This window comes from Catellatospora sichuanensis, assembly GCF_007483665.1.
In the GTDB taxonomy this organism is placed as follows: Bacteria; Actinomycetota; Actinomycetes; order Mycobacteriales; family Micromonosporaceae; genus Catellatospora; species Catellatospora sichuanensis.
In genome coordinates this window covers 289,677-305,176 of the sequence record NZ_VIQO01000012.1, presented here as the reverse complement: position 1 = coordinate 305,176, position 15,500 = coordinate 289,677, and the positions used below count along the sequence as shown (strand labels likewise).

The window sequence follows — 15,500 nt, the reverse complement described above, 5'->3', positions numbered from 1 at the left end:
ACGCCGCACGGACTATGTGGCCGGTGTGGTGATGCAGACCCAATCGCTCTGCGCGGGCGGGTCGTAGGCCGAGACGCCAGCGGAGTGGAACGCGCGGACCTTGAAGCACGTGTGCGTACCGGGGGCCACGCCGTCCCAGTTCAGCGTCGTCGTGTCGGCACCGACATTCCTCGACGTGGCACCGTTGGTGACGGTGAAACCGTCCTCGTCCGGCGACCTGTCGGTCCACTGCAGACGGACGGTCCCGGTGCCGACCGCTGTCGCGCTCAGGCCCGTGGGCGCCGCCGGTCCCGAGCCGGACAGGCTGGTGGCACAGACCCAGTCGAGCTGCGCGGCCGGGTGGTAGGCCGAGACGCCGGACGAGTCGTACGCGCGGACCTTGAAGCACGAGTGGGTGGCAGGCGCCAGCCCGGTCCAGTCGTACGCGGTCGTGTTCGCGGCGACGTTCCTCGACGTATTGCCGTTGATGATGGTGAAGCCGCCTTCACCGGACGACCTGTCCCTCCAGCGCAGCCGAATAGTGCCGGCGCTGATCGGTGTCGCCGTGAGGTTGTTAGGCGCCGTGAGCGACGTGTTGCGGGCGCTCGCCTTCGGGCTCGGGGCGCCGGAACCCGGGACGGAACTCGGGACCGGACTCGTGGCACTCGGACTCGCCGGCGGAATCACGGCGTCACCGTTTCCGGCAGGACTCGGGGTGCTGAGGCCCGGGCTCGTCATGAGGGTCTGGGGTGGTGGGTCGGAGGGACGGTTGAGGACGATCGCGGCTGCCGCGGCGACCGCGATGGCCAGGCCGACGATCGCGGGGACGAGCAGTCGCCGGCCACGGCGCCTGCCGGCAACGGGCTGGCTGCTGGTCGGCACCGGCACCACGGCCTGGGGCCGGGTCGGTGCCGCTGCCGTCACGGGCAGCGCTGATGCCGCCGCGGACCGGTCCTGGAGCGGATCCTGCGCCGACGCGCGTCGCGCCTCGAGGGCCATCACGGTGGCGGAGGGCCAGCGCATCGCCGGGTCCTTGGCCAGCGCCCGCTCGACGACCGCTCGTGCACCGGCCGGCACGTCCGGCGGCAGCGGCGGGGGTTCGTCGTGGACATGGCGCAGCGCCAGCTCGACCATGCTGTCCCCGGCGAACGGCAGCCGGCCCGCCAGGCATCGGTAGGCCACGATGCCCAGCGCATAGATGTCCGACGCGGGGGTGGCCGGTTGGCCCATCGCCCGCTCAGGTGCCAGGTATCCGGCGGTGCCGACCAGTGATCCGGTCGCGGTGTGCCCGGTCGCACCGGCCGACCGGGCGATGCCGAAGTCGGTGACCATGGTACTGCCGTCGGTACGCAGCAGCAGGTTGCCGGGCTTGATGTCGCGGTGGGTCACGCCCTTCTCGTGGGCCGCGTGCAGCGCCGCGGCGGCCTCGGCGACCAGCCGCATCGTCGCCTCGGCGCTCAGCCGTCCGACCCGGGCCAGGGTCTGCGCCAGCGACTCGCCTTCGATGTACTTCATGACCAGGTACACGCCCACAGCCGGGTCGTCGCCGAAGTCGTGCACCTCCACCACCCCGTGGTGGCTGATCGTGGCCATGATGCGCGCCTCGGCCCGGAACCGGGCGACGAAGCTCGGGTCGTCCGGCCGCGCATCCAGCAGGCATTTGACCGCGACGGTGCGGCCCAGCACCTCGTCGAAGGCCCGCCACACCTCACCCATGCCGCCGCTGCCGACGCGCTGCTCAAGCCGATACCGTTCGGCGAGCACCGTTCCTGCACGGACCAACGCGACCACCTTCGCAGGCCAGAACACCAGAGCCAATCCCGACTCGCAGTTGGGTACGTCCCTTGGTCGTGATCTTCGGCGCGGGTGCCGTCGACGGACATCAGGTGGTCGAGTCGACCGTCACGGTGCCGCGAAGTCGGCCACTGCCGCGTATTCGCCGCCCGCGGAGCGGGCCGCGGTGCCGACGTGGGTGAGGCGGCAGTCGCTGATTATCGCGCGGTGGCCGGGGCTGTCATCCAGGCGGCGACCGCCTGCTGCGGGTCGCCTGTGCCCTGTGCCCAATAGAGAATCTCGCCGCTTGCCGACGCCTCGAAGCCGGTGTCGGCGATGCGCTGCCGGTCGGCTACTCGTCGCCCTGGTCCCGCAGGCGCGCCCGCTCCTTCTCGATGATCAAACGCTCGGTGGCAGCGCGTGTGCTGTCGTTGTCGCTCACATCGACGGCCTGCGCGTTCGCGTCCTTGAACGCGCTGCGCCGGGCGTACTCGTCGAAGATCGCGGCTTTGGCCGCGACCAGTTCGCGCACGCTGGTGTCCACGGTGTCCTCGGCGATCAGCCGGAAGACCTGCACCGGCCGGACCTGGCCCATCCGGTGGCAGCGGGCGATCGCCTGCTCCTCGGTGCTGGGCTTCCACTGCGGCTCGACCAGGATCACCACCGAGGCGGTCTGCAGGTTCAGCCCGACGCCGCCCACTTCGATCTGGCTGACCAGCACGGATGGTTTCCGGCTGGCGGTGAACGCGTCGATGACCTGCTGGCGCTGCAGCGGAGGCGTCGATCCGGTGAGCGGGCCGTGCGCCCGCTTGCCGAGCGTCTCCGCGACCGCGGTGAGCACGTCGCGGAAGTACGAGAACACGACGACCTTGTGCCCCTCGGCGAGCGCCTCATCGGTTATCTCGCGGATGTGGTCGAGTTTGGTCGAGGTCCGCGCCGGGTCGCCGAACGTGGCCCGGCGCATGGTCATGAAGTGCCCCTCCCAGACGGCCTTGCGGTAGGCGCTGACCTCGTCCGGGGCCAACGTCACCGGCAGCACGTTCTCGATCCGGGCGGGCAGTTCGGCGAGCACGTCGGACTGGTTTCGGCGCAGGTACGCCGGTGCGATGGCGTGGCGGAACGCGTCGGCCGACGGCGCCGCGGCGGCCTGCCGGGCGATGTCGGGGTTGACGTGTTCGGTGAGCACGGCGAACTCCGCCACCCGGTTCTCCAGCGGGGTGCCGGTCAGCAGCGCGACCCGCTCGACCCGCTCGATGAGGCGGCGGCTCTGCCGGGTGCGCCTGGCCTCCGGGTTCTTGATGTAGTGAGCCTCGTCGAACGCGGCCATGGCGACCTTGACGCCGTTCAGGTCCAGCCGGTCCAGCGCCGTGTACGTGGTCACACCGACGCCGCCCTGCGCACGCCAGACGGCGTTCGCCTTGGCGACGTCGCCGCCGTAGAGCAGACGGGGGACGAGTTTGCAGTGGCGCCGGATCTCGTGCATCCAGTTGCCGGCCAGGCTCGGCGGGCAGACCACCAGGAAGTGCCGCTCGCCCTGGGCGGCCAGGTGGCACATCGCCGCGAGCGTCTCGACGGTCTTGCCCAGGCCCATCTCGTCGCCGAGGATCACGCGGCGCTGCGCGAGCATGAACCGGGCGCCGAACGACTGGTAGCCACGCAGCGTGGAATTCAGCAGGCTGGTGTCCAGGCGCAACTCGTCGATGCGGGCCGCGTCGTCGGACGGCAGGTGCTCGGCCGGGCCCTGCCCGCCGGTCTCCCGGCCGGTCACCTCGGCCAGCAACGTCAGGTAGGTCGCGGCGTCGGCCTGGTACTTCTGCCACAACTGCTTGTCGGTCGGCTCTCGCGTCAGCGCCGTCGCGGCCGCGACCACCCTGGTGCGGGCGGTGTCGAGCCGCGGCGAGTGCAGGGCCGTTTCGAGCGAGGCCAGCGCCTCGCGATCGGCCTGGCGGCCCTGGCGGCCGCGGAACAGGCCGCGCCAGCGGCTGTTGGCGCGCCGGGCGCCGTCGATGCTGCCGGCGATGGCGTCGTGCAGCTCGCCGGCTCGGCCGAGCACGGGCCGCACCCGTCGCCGCACGACGGCCAGCCGGTGCAGCGAGCGCAGCAGGTGGGTGTCGGCCGGCGAGCGGCGGTCGGGGTCGGGGCGCAGCACCGTGTCGGCCTCGACGGCTTCGGCCAGGGCCTCGATGGCCGCCTCGAGCTGGGTGACGGTCGTGCGCCCGATGCCGGGGTACTGGTGGAGCTGGTGGCGTCGGGCGATGAGCTGACCTACGGTGGTGAACCCGGCCGCCTGCAGCGGCCCGAGGCGCAACCGGCCGCCGGCCGCCTCCCGCAGCCGCGAGATGTCGGCCCGATGCAGGCGCTCGTCGAGCAGCTGCCGGCGGTGGCCGGTGGCGAGCTCACGGATCTCGGTGACGAGGTGCTGCTCGGCGTCGAGCAGTGTCCGGGCGGTCCGCTGCGTGTCCGCTGCGTCGGCGACCAGGGCACGCGCCTGCGGGCTGCGGGCAGCGGCGACCATCGTGACCTCCTTTCACACCGGCCGCACCGGGCGGGGCGCGGACCTTGGATTCTTGCGGCAGCACGGGTCGCTCGGTATCGGACCCTCGTGGCCTGCCGGCAGGCTGTCCGACGTCCTCATGCCCACCGGGCCGCACCGTCACGCCCCACGGCTGCCGCGAGGTCGGGTTCAGCTCTCCGTGGTGACGCGGCTGCGGGGCAGCCGCAGCAGCGGCAGGGGCCGGTGGGTGCGGATGAGCCAGGCCTCGAACCCGTTGAGCGCGAGCAGGACGGCGACCAGCAGCGCGGCCGTCGCTGCGATCGGGAGCACGACGGCCGCCACGGCGAGAACGCAGCAGGCGACCGCGGCGGCGACGCGCTGCAGGGTCGCCGCGCCGAACATGCGCCAGCGGGCGTAGCAGAATCCCCACAGGTACAGCGCGACACCGGGTGCCAGCAGCAGCTCGGGCAGGCTGTGCGGCACGCCCAGGGGATGGGCGAGCAGCTTCTTCAGGCCGACCGCGACCAACACGATCGCGATGACGTAGCCGAGGTGAGCGTAGCTGAACACGTCGGTGACGATGCGGGACTGCGCGGGCGTGTGCTCCAGGCTGTGCCGGACCGCGGGCGCGCCGTAGTGGAAGTACGTCCACCACAGCAGCACGATCAGAGTGAACGCGAGCAGCAGCGCGGCCAGTTCCGGCGTGCCGAGGCGGCCCGCGGCGGCCTGGTTGCCGGTGGCGACCACGGTCTCGCCCAACGCGATGATCAGCACCAGCCCGAACCGTTCGGGCAGGTGCGCGGTCTCGAACCGCATCCCGCTCAGCCGCCGGCGCAGCAGCCGCGGGCTGCTGAGCTCGATGAGCGCGGCGGCCGCCCACAGCGCGGTCTGCCACGGCCCGCCGAGCACGGCGCCGGCCAGGTACAGCGGGGCGCTGACGAACAGGGCGACCGCGAACGGCTCCAGCGTGGGCCGCCGGGGCGCGCCGTCCAGTCCGCTGCGGACCGCCCACAGCACGAGGCGCAGCACGGCGTACGCGACGGCGAACAGGACGGCGTGGTCGCCGTACGCCTGCGCGATCGACACCGACACCAGCAGTCCGCAGCCGGCGGCGCCGAACAGCACGAGCCGGCCCGCGGCCCGGTCGACGCGGCTGCCGGCCAGGTTCGCCACCAGCGTCGTGCCGACCCAGCCCCACCACAGCGGCAGGAACAGCAGCAGCGTACGGGCCGCCTCGCCCGCGCTGTGCGCACCGGCCAGGGTCGTGGTGATCTGCGTGATCGCGAATACCCAGATCAGGTCGAAGAACAGCTCGGCCCAGGCGACACGCTGCTCCTCGTGGGGGGCGGCCGGGGCGGCGGGGGTGTCGACGACGGGATCTGCGGTGAGCGGTGGGGGGTTCACATGGCTCCCTGTGGTGAGGCTGCCCGGCAAACGCTATGGGCCTGCGGCCCGCCCGACAACTTCCTTACTCGCCCACATCGGACTGTCTCGCGCGGCCGGCCCATGGCCGGGCGGCTGTTGTGCCGGCGACGCGCCTCCGGAAGGACGTGCCTCTGACGCCACGGGGAGGTGGGCATGAGCCGCCCGGGCGGGTTGCTGATCCTTGTCGGTGCCCGGGACGCCGTCACCGCTGCCCCAGCGCACCGAGTGCGTGGGGCGTGGCCACCGCGTCTTCTCGCCATGAGCACCACCCTGACCTGCGTGGTTTACTTGTCCGGACGTTGACAGCGACGCCGCCTTGCCCTGCCCCGGGCATCGCGGCCGCCGAACCGCCGAGGAGCCTCCGGTGACCCCCTCGCACGACCTGGGCGCTTTCGCCGGTGACCCCGGGCACGAACACGCCCAGCACTCCCACTCGCACTCCCACGCCGGCGTTCCGGTGAGTCGGCGGGCCACCCGGCTGACGTTGGCCGCGCTGATTCCGGCCGCCGTGGCGACAATTGTCGGATTGATCCTGTTGTGGCCCGGCGACCTCAAGTCAGAGCCGTGGGCCGGGGCGGTCAACCACGACGGCGTCGTGGCGTCCGTGCGCGTCATCGACTGTGCCGATGCCGCCGAGCCGCCGGTGCAGACCCCTGAGCAGACCGCACCACCGGTGTGCGGCGAGGTGGTCGTGCGGCTGGCTGACGGCAAGGCTGTCACGACCTCGATCCCGTCGGGTCCGGGCGCACCGGAGGTCGAGGCCGGCGACAAGGTCCTCGTCATGGAGACCGAGGCGTTCGACCAGCCGGGCGTGATCAACTACGAGATCGTCGACCACGACCGCACCGGCGGCCTGTGGGCGTTGGCGCTGGCGTTCGCGGGGGCGGTGATCGCGTTCGGGCGCTGGCGCGGCGTTTTCGCGCTGGTCGGGCTCGCATTCACCTTCGCCGTGCTGCTGATGTTCGTCGTCCCGGCGATCCTGCAGGGCAGCTCGCCGCTGCTGGTCGCCATCGTCGGCTCAGCGGTGATCATGCTGGTGGTGCTCTACCTCACCCACGGCATCAACGCGCCCACCTCGATGGCGGTGCTGGGCACGCTGACCGCCCTGGCGCTGACCGGCGGCCTGTCGGCGCTGTCGGTGTCGCTGCTGCACCTGACCGGCATGGCCAGCGAGGAGTCGCTGTACGTCACATTCGTCAACGCCGACATCAACATGCCGGGCCTGCTGCTGGCAGGCATCCTCATCGGCGCGCTCGGCGTGCTCGACGACGTCACCGTCACCCAGGCCTACACCGTCACCGAACTCGCCGCCGCCAACCCGAAACTGGGATTCGCCGCCCTGTACCGGGCGGCGTCGCGCGTCGGGCGGGCGCACATCACCTCGGTCATCAACACCATCGTGCTGGCGTACGCAGGCGCGTCGCTGCCCACCCTGCTGCTGCTGACCGCGGGCGGCGCGCCGCTGGGGGAGATGCTGACCAACGAGTTCCTGGCGCAGGAGATCGTGCGCTCGGCGGTCGGCACGATCGGCCTGATCGCCGCCGTGCCGATCACCACGGCCCTGGCCGCACTGGTCAGCCGCGGGTCGATGAGCGACGTGCCGGCACCTCGACGGGCGCGGCCTCGGCGGGTCGACGAGCTCGAGCAGGCGTGGGGCCTGCCGGCCGAGGACGGCGCAGACCCGCACCCGCAGGCGTGGGCGGAGCCCGGCCGACCGGCCTGACCCGCACCCTTAAATCTCGACTTAAGGGAACTAACGCCGCATACTACGCGACCAGTGGGCTCCACACCCTGGCCGGCGCCGCCCAGGGACGCCCGCCGGATGGAGCCCGCCATGACCACCACGACCAGCCCCACCTCGGCAGCACCACGCACAGAACCCGCCGAACACGCCCCCGAACCCGCGGCCCGATCAGCCCTGTACAGCGGATTCGGGCCGCTGCTACGCCGGATGCACTTCTACGCCGGCCTCCTCGTCGCACCCTTCCTGCTGCTCGCAGCGCTCACCGGCCTGCTGTACGCGTTCACCCCGCAAATCGATCAGATCGCCTACCACGACCAACTGCACGTCGACACCGTGGCCACCGCACGCGTGCCCCTGGCCCAGCAGGTCACCGCCGCCCGACAGGTCGTGCCCGGCGGCACCCTGGTCGCCGTGCACCTCCCCGGCACCCCCGACGCGACCACCAAGGTCGAGTTCAGCCTGCCCGAACTGGGCGACAAGCAGCGGACGGTGTACATCGACCCCTACACCGCACAGGTCCGCGGCGTGCTCACCACCTGGTTCGGCGCCACCCCCGTCACCACCTGGCTCGACCAGATGCACGCCAACCTCAACCTCGGCGAGACCGGACGCCTCTACTCCGAACTCGCCGCCTCCTGGCTCTGGGCGCTCGTCCTCGGCGGCGTCGTGCTCTGGTGGCGGCACCAGCGCGGCCGCCGCACCGCACGCCGCCTGCTCCTGCCCGAACGCGCAGCCAAGGGCGTACGCCGCACCCGCTCGCTGCACGCCGCCACCGGCATCTGGCTCGCCGCATTCCTGCTGACCCTGTCCGCCACCGGCCTGACCTGGTCCCAGTACGCCGGAGCAAATTTCGGGGCACTGCGCTCCGCCCTCAACTCCGACGCCGTCCCGCTGCACACCGGACTCGACGGCACGACACCGCCCGACCCGGGCGGACACCACGGCGGCGGCACCACCGGCGGCGACACCGGCGCCGACCTGAACGCGATCGCCGCCGCAGCCGCGACAGCCGGGCTGACCGGGCCGACCACCATCACCCCCGGCGATGCCGGGCAGGCCTGGACCGTCGAACAGATCGACAACACCTGGCCCCTGCACAAGGACAAGATCGCCGTCCATCCGAGCACCGGGCAGGTCATCGACGCCGTCCGCTGGGCCGACCAGCCGCTGCTGTCCAAGCTCACCACGATCGGCATCCAGGTGCACATGGGCGCGCTGTTCGGCCTCGCCAACCAGATCGCCCTGGCCCTCGTCGCGACAGGGCTCATCACCGTCCTCGTGTGGGGCTATCGCATGTGGTGGCGTCGGCGCCCCACTCGCGACGCGGCCCGCCCGGCGCTGGGCGCGCCACCGGCGCGTGGAACCTGGCGCCACCTCCCCGCGCCTGCCCTGGTGCTCGCCGGGTCGGTCGCCGTGGCGGTCGGGTGGGCCCTGCCGCTGCTGGGCTGGACCCTTCTCGGCTTCCTCGCCCTCGACGCCGTCGCCGGGGCCGTGACCCGGCGCCGATCGGGTCGAAAGGTGCTTTCGTAGAGCGGTGGCCCCAGGACGTCACAGCATGCGGTCGGCAGCCGCGGAAACGCCGACGCGGCACGGAACCCGTGCCGCGTCGGCGCGCACTCAGCGGCGGAAGGCGAGATCGGCGAGGTGTGGGCATACGCCTGCGCGGGCCGTGGCCACCTGCTCGCCGCACAGCTGCGCGGTCAGCATGGCGATCGTGGCGTCCGCGATCGGGTCGGGCTGCCCGGGCGCGACGTAGTGGGTCATGTTCTGTGCGACGGTGGTCTGGCGGCGGCCGTCGGGGCTGTGCCAGGAGATGGTGGCGTGGCCGAGCACGAGGCCGTCATGCCCCCAGACCAGCCCGCACGGCAGCGCGTTCGAGTACAGGCCGAGGCCGTACCCGCCGTACTCCGGCGCGCCGGGCACCCACGGCACGGTCGTCTGCATCTCGGCGAGTTGGGCGGGCCGCAGCAGCTTGCCGGTCAGCAGCGCCCGGTAGAACGTGTTGAGGTCGCCGGTCGTGGAGACCAGCTCACCCGCGGCCCACGCCCAGGACATGTTGTAGTCGGCGAAGTCGAGCAGTATGCCGTCGTACCAGGGGATGTAGGCGGCGGCGTGCGGGCCGTGGATACGGATGCCGGTGCCGGGCAGGTAGGTGTGGCGCAGGCCCAGCGGCCGGATGATCCGCTTGGTGATCTCGTACGCCACCGACCGCCCGGTGATTCTTTCCAGGATCATTCCGGCGAGCACGTAGTTGGTGTTGGAGTAGGACCAGGCCGCGCCCGGAGTGCCCGTGGCGGGCTGGCCCAGCCCGACCGCGGCGAGCTCGGCCGGTGTGAACGTGCGGTGGCGGTTGGCCTCCAGCAAGGCATCGGTGGCGAAGATGACGTGGTCGTAGTCGGCGATCCCGCTGGTGTGGTTGAGCAGCATCCGGACGGTGACCCCGTCGACGGCGTACGCCGGCAGGTAGTGGCCGACAGGCTCGTCGAGCCTCAGCCGGCCCTCTCCGGCGAGCTGGAGCAAGACGGTCGCGGTGAAGGTCTTGGTGATGCTGCCGACGCGGTGCCGCATGTCGGGCCGGGTGGGTGCGCCGGTGGTGACGTCGGCGACTCCGGCGGCCGCGGAGTGCCGGCGGAAGCCGTTGACGGCTTGGGCGAACACTCCGGGCATGCCGGCCGCGGTGATCGCTTCCAGTTGGGGGCGCAGGGTCGCGCCCGTGGCGGCGCCGGCGGGTGCGGCGCCGCCCAGCAGAATCAGAGCGACGGCGGTGCCGAGGGCGGCACGGATGGGCGTTATGGACATCATTCCTCCCCTTTGGACAAATGTCATGCTGCCCCATCCGCGCGCCGGTGCCGTCAGCCGGGCGAGGGACCCGTTCCTCGGTCCGCGGGAGGACCTGGTCGTCGTCCTGGCGGGGGAGTGTCCACCGCCGAGGGTGGAGTCGTGACAGCGAACTCGTCCGCGGCATGCGTCGGCGGGTCCAATGCTCCGACCGCCGCGGACCGCTCCAACCAGCGCGCGGCTGTAACCGCCGGATTCGGCACCACAAGATCGTCGCTGGATTTCATGTCCACGAGTTTCGACGCCACAGTTCGGTGAACTCCGGAGTGGCTCCTGTTGTTGCCGCGTGGCAAGCTCGTCGCCATGATCGATGGTTTCGCGAAGGACTTCCTGCACAGCCGCCTCAAGACGATCCGTGAGACGCTGGTCTGGAAGCTCGACGGCCTGTCCGAGTACGACATCCGGCGTCCCCTGACGGCGACGGGAACCAATCTCCTCGGCCTGGTGAAGCATGTGGCGACCTGCGAGGCCTGGTATTTCGGTGAGGTCTTCGGCCGCCCGTCCCCGGAGCCGCTGGGGCGATGGCAGGACGCGGACGGCAGTGACCTGTGGGCGACCCCGGACGAGACACGCGAACAGATCATCGACTTCTACCAGCGTGCCTGCAAGCATGCGGACGCGACGATCGGAGAGCTTGCCATCGACGCGCCTGGCCACGTGCCTTGGTGGTCGCGTCCCGACGTCAATCTCTTCAACATCATGATCCACATCCTGCAGGAGACCACCCGCCATGCCGGCCACGCTGACATCCTGCGTGAGCAGCTCGACGGCCGGACCGGGCTGAGGGCCGAGTACGAGGAAGAGATCGACACGGCGGCCCGCGCGACATACCGCGCGAAGATCGAGCAGGCTGCTCAGGCAGCGGCAGGCGGCGCGGGCCGTGCCGGCCTATCTGCCCCACACGGCGCAGTCGGGACTATGCCGTGATCAGCTCGGCGGGCACGAGGCGTTCTTCGAAGGCCACGAACCCCGACCAACCCGCGACGGCGGCCGGAAGTGCGGTCAAAACTCCCATCGACCCGGAAACCGAAGTCCGCGGCGGGCCATGACGGCGACTGGCGCCATGGTGACGGAAATCGCGATGGCCGGACTTGCCACGACCACGCACACTGTCCGGATGGGCAATGTGATCACCGATGGTGAGATCGTCGTGTCCGGCCTGACCAAACATTACAAACAGGTCAAAGCCGTCGACGGCCTCTCGTTTGCCATCAAGCCGGGGCGTGTGACCGGCTTCCTCGGACCGAACGGCGCAGGTAAGACCACCACTCTACGAATGATCCTGAATCTGGTGTCGCCCACCGCGGGCACCGCGACGATCGGCGGCTCCCGCTACGCAGACCTAGCCGAGCCACTGCGAGCGGTCGGTGCCGTCCTGGAGGCGTCGAGCGCGCACAAGGGCCGCACCGGTCGCAACCACCTGCGAGTCATCTGCGCCGCAGCCGGGCTGCCGGCCTCCCGCGCCGACGAGGCGATGGAGCTGGTCGGGCTGACCCCCGCGGCCAAACGCAAGTTCAAGGGCTACTCGCTGGGTATGCGGCAGCGGCTCGGCATCGCCGCCGCCATGCTCGGCGACCCGCGCGTGCTGATCCTCGACGAGCCGGCCAACGGCCTGGACCCCGAAGGCATCCGCTGGATGCGCGACCTGCTGCAGAAACTCGCCGGCGAAGGCCGCACCATCCTGGTCTCCAGCCACCTGCTGTCGGAGATGGAACTGCTCGCCGACGACGTCGTCATCATCGCCGCGGGCCGGCTGGTGGCGCAGGGCGCGGTCGCCGACGTGATCGGGAACGCGGGCAGTGCGGGCACGGTACGCGTACGCACCCCCCACCCCGACACTCTGCTCGAGGCGCTGGCCGGCGTTGCCAGCAGCCGCGACGACGGCGCGCTGGTGCTGACCGGCGTCACTGCCGAGCAGGTCGGCGACGCCGCACTGCGCGCCGGGGTCGCCATCCACGGACTGGTCACCGAACGCCCCGACCTGGAGCGCGTCTTCCTCGACCTCACAGCGGGCAAGGAGGCGATCCGGTGAGGCTCGTCCGCAGCGAATTCCTGAAGATCCGTACGACCAACGTGTGGTGGCTGTTCGCGCTCGGCGCGGTGGGCCTGCTCGTGGTGGCGTTCGCGATCAACGCGTTGAACATGCACTTCGGTGTCCTGCAGCCGCCCGTCGAGGCGGGACAGAACATGGACCCCGAGCAGGCGGCGGTGCTGTCGGCGCTGGCCGAGCCCGTGGCGCTGACCTCGTACATGGTGACGTCGGGGCAGTACTTCGGGCTGATGTTCGTCATGCTCCTGGGCATCATCACCGTGACGAACGAGTTCCACCACCAGACCGCCACGACGACGTTCCTGGCGACCCCGCACCGGACCTCGGTGATCGTGGCCAAGGCGGTGGCCGGCGGCGTGTTCGGCATCGTGCTGTGGCTGGTGACCACGGCGGTGACCGTGCCGGCGACCGCGATCTTCCTCGACGCCGAGGGCATCACCCCGGCCCTGGGCGACGGGGAGGTCATCCGGGCCGTCCTGCTCAACGGCCTGGCGTACGCGCTGTGGGCGCTGATCGGCATCGGCATCGGCGTGCTCATCCGCAGCCAGATCGGCGCCACCATCACCGCGATGGTCGTCTACACGGTCGGCACGGCCGCTGTGTCGATCATCGTGAACGTGCTGACGGCCTGGCTGAACTGGGAATGGCTCGCCAACGTCCAGTGGGCGATGCCGTCCCTGGCGTCGAGCCTCATGACCAGCGGCACGAGCCTGCCGGGCCAGCCGGACTACTGGGTGGGCGCGCTGGTGCTGGTCGGCTGGGCGGTGGTCACCGGCCTCGTCGGCACCCTGCTCACCCGCTCCCGCGACGTGTCCTGAACGTGCGCCCGGGGCCCGCTCCCATCGTGGGAGCGGGTCCCGGGCCCGGCGGGGCCGAAGCCGGGATTCCGTGACGTGAGCGGCGGCGCGACCGTCAGCGGCGGCGCGGCACTCAAGCCGCGGTGCGGGCGGCGGTGTAGACGACCGTCAGGCGCGGGTCGTCGACCTGTCCGCCCTGGTCGTCGATGAGCGCGACCAGCCTGGTCAGGAACTGTTCGCGGTCGGGTGGGGCGAGTTCGGCGATGTTGGGGAACGTCGACCACAGGTCGCGGGCGGTGCTCGGGGTCAGGGTCTGCTGCCATTCGATATTTGTCGCCTCTCGTCCATTTATGCGGTGGACATGCTTTCAACCTGTCCGCCATGGAGCCCCCGGTCACTGCGGGGGCAGGCCGTCACTGCACTTCAACGCACAGTCGGGGGCCTGCGATACTGACGGTTGTCGTTGCGTGTCGTTGCTAGCGTGACACTCACGGGCGACCGAGTCGGGAGAACCCATGACCGATCACTGGGACCAGCGTCGTATATCTCGTGACAGGAATTCCGTGCACGCCCTGCGGCTCCTGCTGGCCTTCTTCGTCATGGATCTTACCTGGGAGGTCCTGCGCGCCAATCTCGACGCGCCCCAGCGGACCCAGTGGCCGTGGCGACTGACGATCCTGGACCCGGCCACCTGCGCGACTCTCGCGGCGCTGCTCACCGGCATCCTCGTCACTCGCAATCAGTACGCCCTGTCGACGCTACCGCTGCTTAGCTGGGCAGCGCATCGAGGGAACAGCGACTACATCGTCGATTCGCCGCAAACGGTTCGCCTGTGTAATGCAGGTGGCGGCCGGGCGGTCGTGAAGCGGGTCGAATACCGATTGCAGGAATCACCGCGACCGGACGAGCCAAATCCTCGGCTCAGCCCATGGCTTGACTGGTACGCCACGATCGCAGCGCTGAAGGGGATCGGCCTGCGCATGGGCCAGGACATCCATGTACTCGAGCTGGGCAAGGGCGCGGTGATCCCATTGACAGCACGGCCGAGTGACGGCATCGAGCTGGTCTCTTTCGGAGCGAGAGGGCTCGAGCGCCTCGACCACCTGGATATGAGAATCCAGGTGGTCGACGCGCTCGGGGACGTGCACGAGAGGATGCTCCAATGCCGGCGCCGACGTCCGGATCCGTCCCGCCAGGCTTCACTCGCCACCGACGGTCAGCGGGAGCTGCCGGCCGAGGCGCAGGTGACCTCCGTCGTCCAGCAGGGCGTATCCACAGAGAATGATCACCGGTAGGGCCGCGGCGGGACGTCGTCGGGCGGCCGGGTGACTGTGGCCGCCGACAGGATGGTGCTCACGATTCTGATGCGTGCCCGGTGCTGCGGAAGGTGCGGCGATAGGCGTCCGGAGGCACCCCGACGGTGCGGTTGAAGTGTCGGCGCAGCGTCGTGGCGGTACCCATGCCGGCCGCCTCCGCGATCACGTCGATGCTGCTGTCGGTGTTCTCCAGCAGCTCCTGGGCTCGGCGGATGCGCTGCGTCGACAGCCACTGCAGCGGGGTGGTGCCGGTCGCCGACTTGAAGTGGCGGGCCAGGTTGCGCGAGCTCATGTTCGTCTGGCGGGCCAGGTCCTCTACGGTCAGCGGACGATCGAGCCGTTCCAGCGCCCAGCCGAACAGGTTGGCGATGGGGTGGTCGTCGCGGGCGGGCACCGGGGTGGTGACGAACTGGGCCTGGCCGCCGGCGCGATGCGGTGGCACGACCAGGCGGCGGGCGACGGCGTTGGCGACCGTCGAGCCGTGGTCGCGGCGGATGAGGTGCAGGCACAGGTCGATCGCGGCGGCTTTGCCGGCGGAGGCGAGCACGTTGCCGTTGTCGACGTAGAGCACGTCGGGGTCCACGGTCACTCGGGGGTAGCGGGTGGCCAGCGCCTCGGTGTGGGCCCAGTGCGTGGTGGCGCGCAGCCCGTCGAGGACCCCGGCGGCGGCCAGCACGAACGCGCCGGTGCACAGCGAGACCATCCGGGCGCCTGCCTCATGTGCTGCGCGGACTGCGTCGATCAGGTCGGGTGGCAGATCCGCGTCGATGTCTTCGACGGCGGGGATGATCACGGTGTCGGCGCGGGCGAGCCGGTCCAGACCGTCGTCGGGTTCCATGCGGAATCTGCCGATGCCGACCGGCCCCGGGCCGCAGACGACGAGGTCGTACCACGGGTCAGCCAGGCCGGAGGGGTCGCGGACGAAGACCTCGCAGGCCATCGCGACCTCGAAGTGCAGCATGCCTTCGGTGGCGGCGAGCGCGATGGTGGCCATGTCCGAAAGTGTATGGGGCCTGGCGTTCCAGACACTCGCTGGGGACGGGTCGCCGCTGAGAGGATGTCTTCAGTTGATCTTTGAGGGACA

The 15,500-nt window shown here is 70.9% G+C and carries 11 protein-coding genes; 6 read left to right on the top strand and 5 right to left on the bottom strand.

Features of this window, described 5'->3' with window-relative positions; translation table 11 throughout:
- Positions 1 to 12 precede the first annotated feature (12 nt).
- From FLL47_RS45005 to FLL47_RS24630, 3 genes are all read right to left on the bottom strand, one after another.
- Positions 13 to 1,761 carry a protein kinase domain-containing protein gene (locus FLL47_RS45005; RefSeq protein ID WP_342780350.1) on the bottom strand — a complete coding sequence of 583 codons (1,749 nt, stop codon included), beginning with the start codon at positions 1,759 to 1,761 and terminating at the stop codon, positions 13 to 15.
- 343 nt (positions 1,762 to 2,104) lie between these two features.
- Positions 2,105 to 4,267 (bottom strand): DEAD/DEAH box helicase, encoded by a 2,163-nt coding sequence (locus FLL47_RS24635; protein WP_144122924.1) that lies wholly within the window; start codon positions 4,265 to 4,267, stop codon positions 2,105 to 2,107.
- Positions 4,268 to 4,435: 168 nt separating this feature from the next.
- Positions 4,436 to 5,650 (bottom strand): low temperature requirement protein A, encoded by a 1,215-nt coding sequence (locus FLL47_RS24630; RefSeq protein ID WP_186315892.1) that lies wholly within the window; start codon positions 5,648 to 5,650, stop codon positions 4,436 to 4,438.
- Between the two features lie 385 nt (positions 5,651 to 6,035).
- Between FLL47_RS24630 and FLL47_RS24625 the strand changes: the two genes are divergently transcribed.
- Positions 6,036 to 7,394, top strand: a complete 1,359-nt coding sequence (locus FLL47_RS24625; protein WP_246158540.1) for a YibE/F family protein — start codon at positions 6,036 to 6,038, stop codon at positions 7,392 to 7,394.
- A gap of 111 nt (positions 7,395 to 7,505) precedes the next feature.
- Positions 7,506 to 8,945, top strand: coding sequence for a PepSY-associated TM helix domain-containing protein (locus FLL47_RS24620; protein ID WP_246158538.1), 1,440 nt, complete (start codon positions 7,506 to 7,508; stop codon positions 8,943 to 8,945).
- An 87-nt stretch (positions 8,946 to 9,032) separates the two neighbouring features.
- On the opposite strand, the gene FLL47_RS24615 is transcribed toward FLL47_RS24620, so the two are convergent.
- A complete protein-coding gene (locus tag FLL47_RS24615) occupies positions 9,033 to 10,214 on the bottom strand; it encodes a serine hydrolase domain-containing protein (RefSeq protein ID WP_144122921.1) in 1,182 nt (393 codons plus the stop codon).
- Between the two features lie 342 nt (positions 10,215 to 10,556).
- Between FLL47_RS24615 and FLL47_RS24610 the strand changes: the two genes are divergently transcribed.
- The 4 genes from FLL47_RS24610 to FLL47_RS24595 all read left to right on the top strand — a co-directional run bounded on the left by FLL47_RS24610 (position 10,557) and on the right by FLL47_RS24595 (position 14,395).
- Positions 10,557 to 11,180 (top strand): DinB family protein, encoded by a 624-nt coding sequence (locus FLL47_RS24610; protein ID WP_144122920.1) that lies wholly within the window; start codon positions 10,557 to 10,559, stop codon positions 11,178 to 11,180.
- A 190-nt stretch (positions 11,181 to 11,370) separates the two neighbouring features.
- The gene (locus tag FLL47_RS24605; RefSeq protein WP_144122919.1) at positions 11,371 to 12,285 is read left to right on the top strand and encodes an ABC transporter ATP-binding protein; all 915 of its coding nucleotides are present in this window, start codon (positions 11,371 to 11,373) and stop codon (positions 12,283 to 12,285) included.
- On the top strand, positions 12,282 to 13,121 hold the full coding sequence (locus tag FLL47_RS24600) for an ABC-2 transporter permease (RefSeq protein WP_144122918.1): 840 nt from the start codon (positions 12,282 to 12,284) through the stop codon (positions 13,119 to 13,121). The genes FLL47_RS24605 and FLL47_RS24600 overlap by 4 nt, the downstream gene beginning before the upstream one ends.
- A 494-nt stretch (positions 13,122 to 13,615) precedes the next feature.
- The gene (locus tag FLL47_RS24595; RefSeq protein ID WP_144122917.1) at positions 13,616 to 14,395 is read left to right on the top strand and encodes a hypothetical protein; all 780 of its coding nucleotides are present in this window, start codon (positions 13,616 to 13,618) and stop codon (positions 14,393 to 14,395) included.
- A gap of 58 nt (positions 14,396 to 14,453) precedes the next feature.
- On the opposite strand, the gene FLL47_RS24590 is transcribed toward FLL47_RS24595, so the two are convergent.
- Positions 14,454 to 15,410, bottom strand: a complete 957-nt coding sequence (locus tag FLL47_RS24590; RefSeq protein WP_144122916.1) for a helix-turn-helix domain-containing protein — start codon at positions 15,408 to 15,410, stop codon at positions 14,454 to 14,456.
- Positions 15,411 to 15,500 lie beyond the last annotated feature (90 nt).

Coding starts and splice junctions, on each gene's coding strand:
- FLL47_RS24635 (WP_144122924.1), bottom strand. CDS start 4,267: ATGGTCGCCGCTGCCCGCAGCCCGCAGGCGCGTGCCCTGGTCGCCGAC.
- FLL47_RS24620 (WP_246158538.1), top strand. CDS start 7,506: ATGACCACCACGACCAGCCCCACCTCGGCAGCACCACGCACAGAACCC.
- FLL47_RS24605 (WP_144122919.1), top strand. CDS start 11,371: ATGGGCAATGTGATCACCGATGGTGAGATCGTCGTGTCCGGCCTGACC.
- FLL47_RS24590 (WP_144122916.1), bottom strand. CDS start 15,410: ATGGCCACCATCGCGCTCGCCGCCACCGAAGGCATGCTGCACTTCGAG.
- FLL47_RS24595 (WP_144122917.1), top strand. CDS start 13,616: ATGACCGATCACTGGGACCAGCGTCGTATATCTCGTGACAGGAATTCC.
- FLL47_RS24615 (WP_144122921.1), bottom strand. CDS start 10,214: ATGTCCATAACGCCCATCCGTGCCGCCCTCGGCACCGCCGTCGCTCTG.
- FLL47_RS24610 (WP_144122920.1), top strand. CDS start 10,557: ATGATCGATGGTTTCGCGAAGGACTTCCTGCACAGCCGCCTCAAGACG.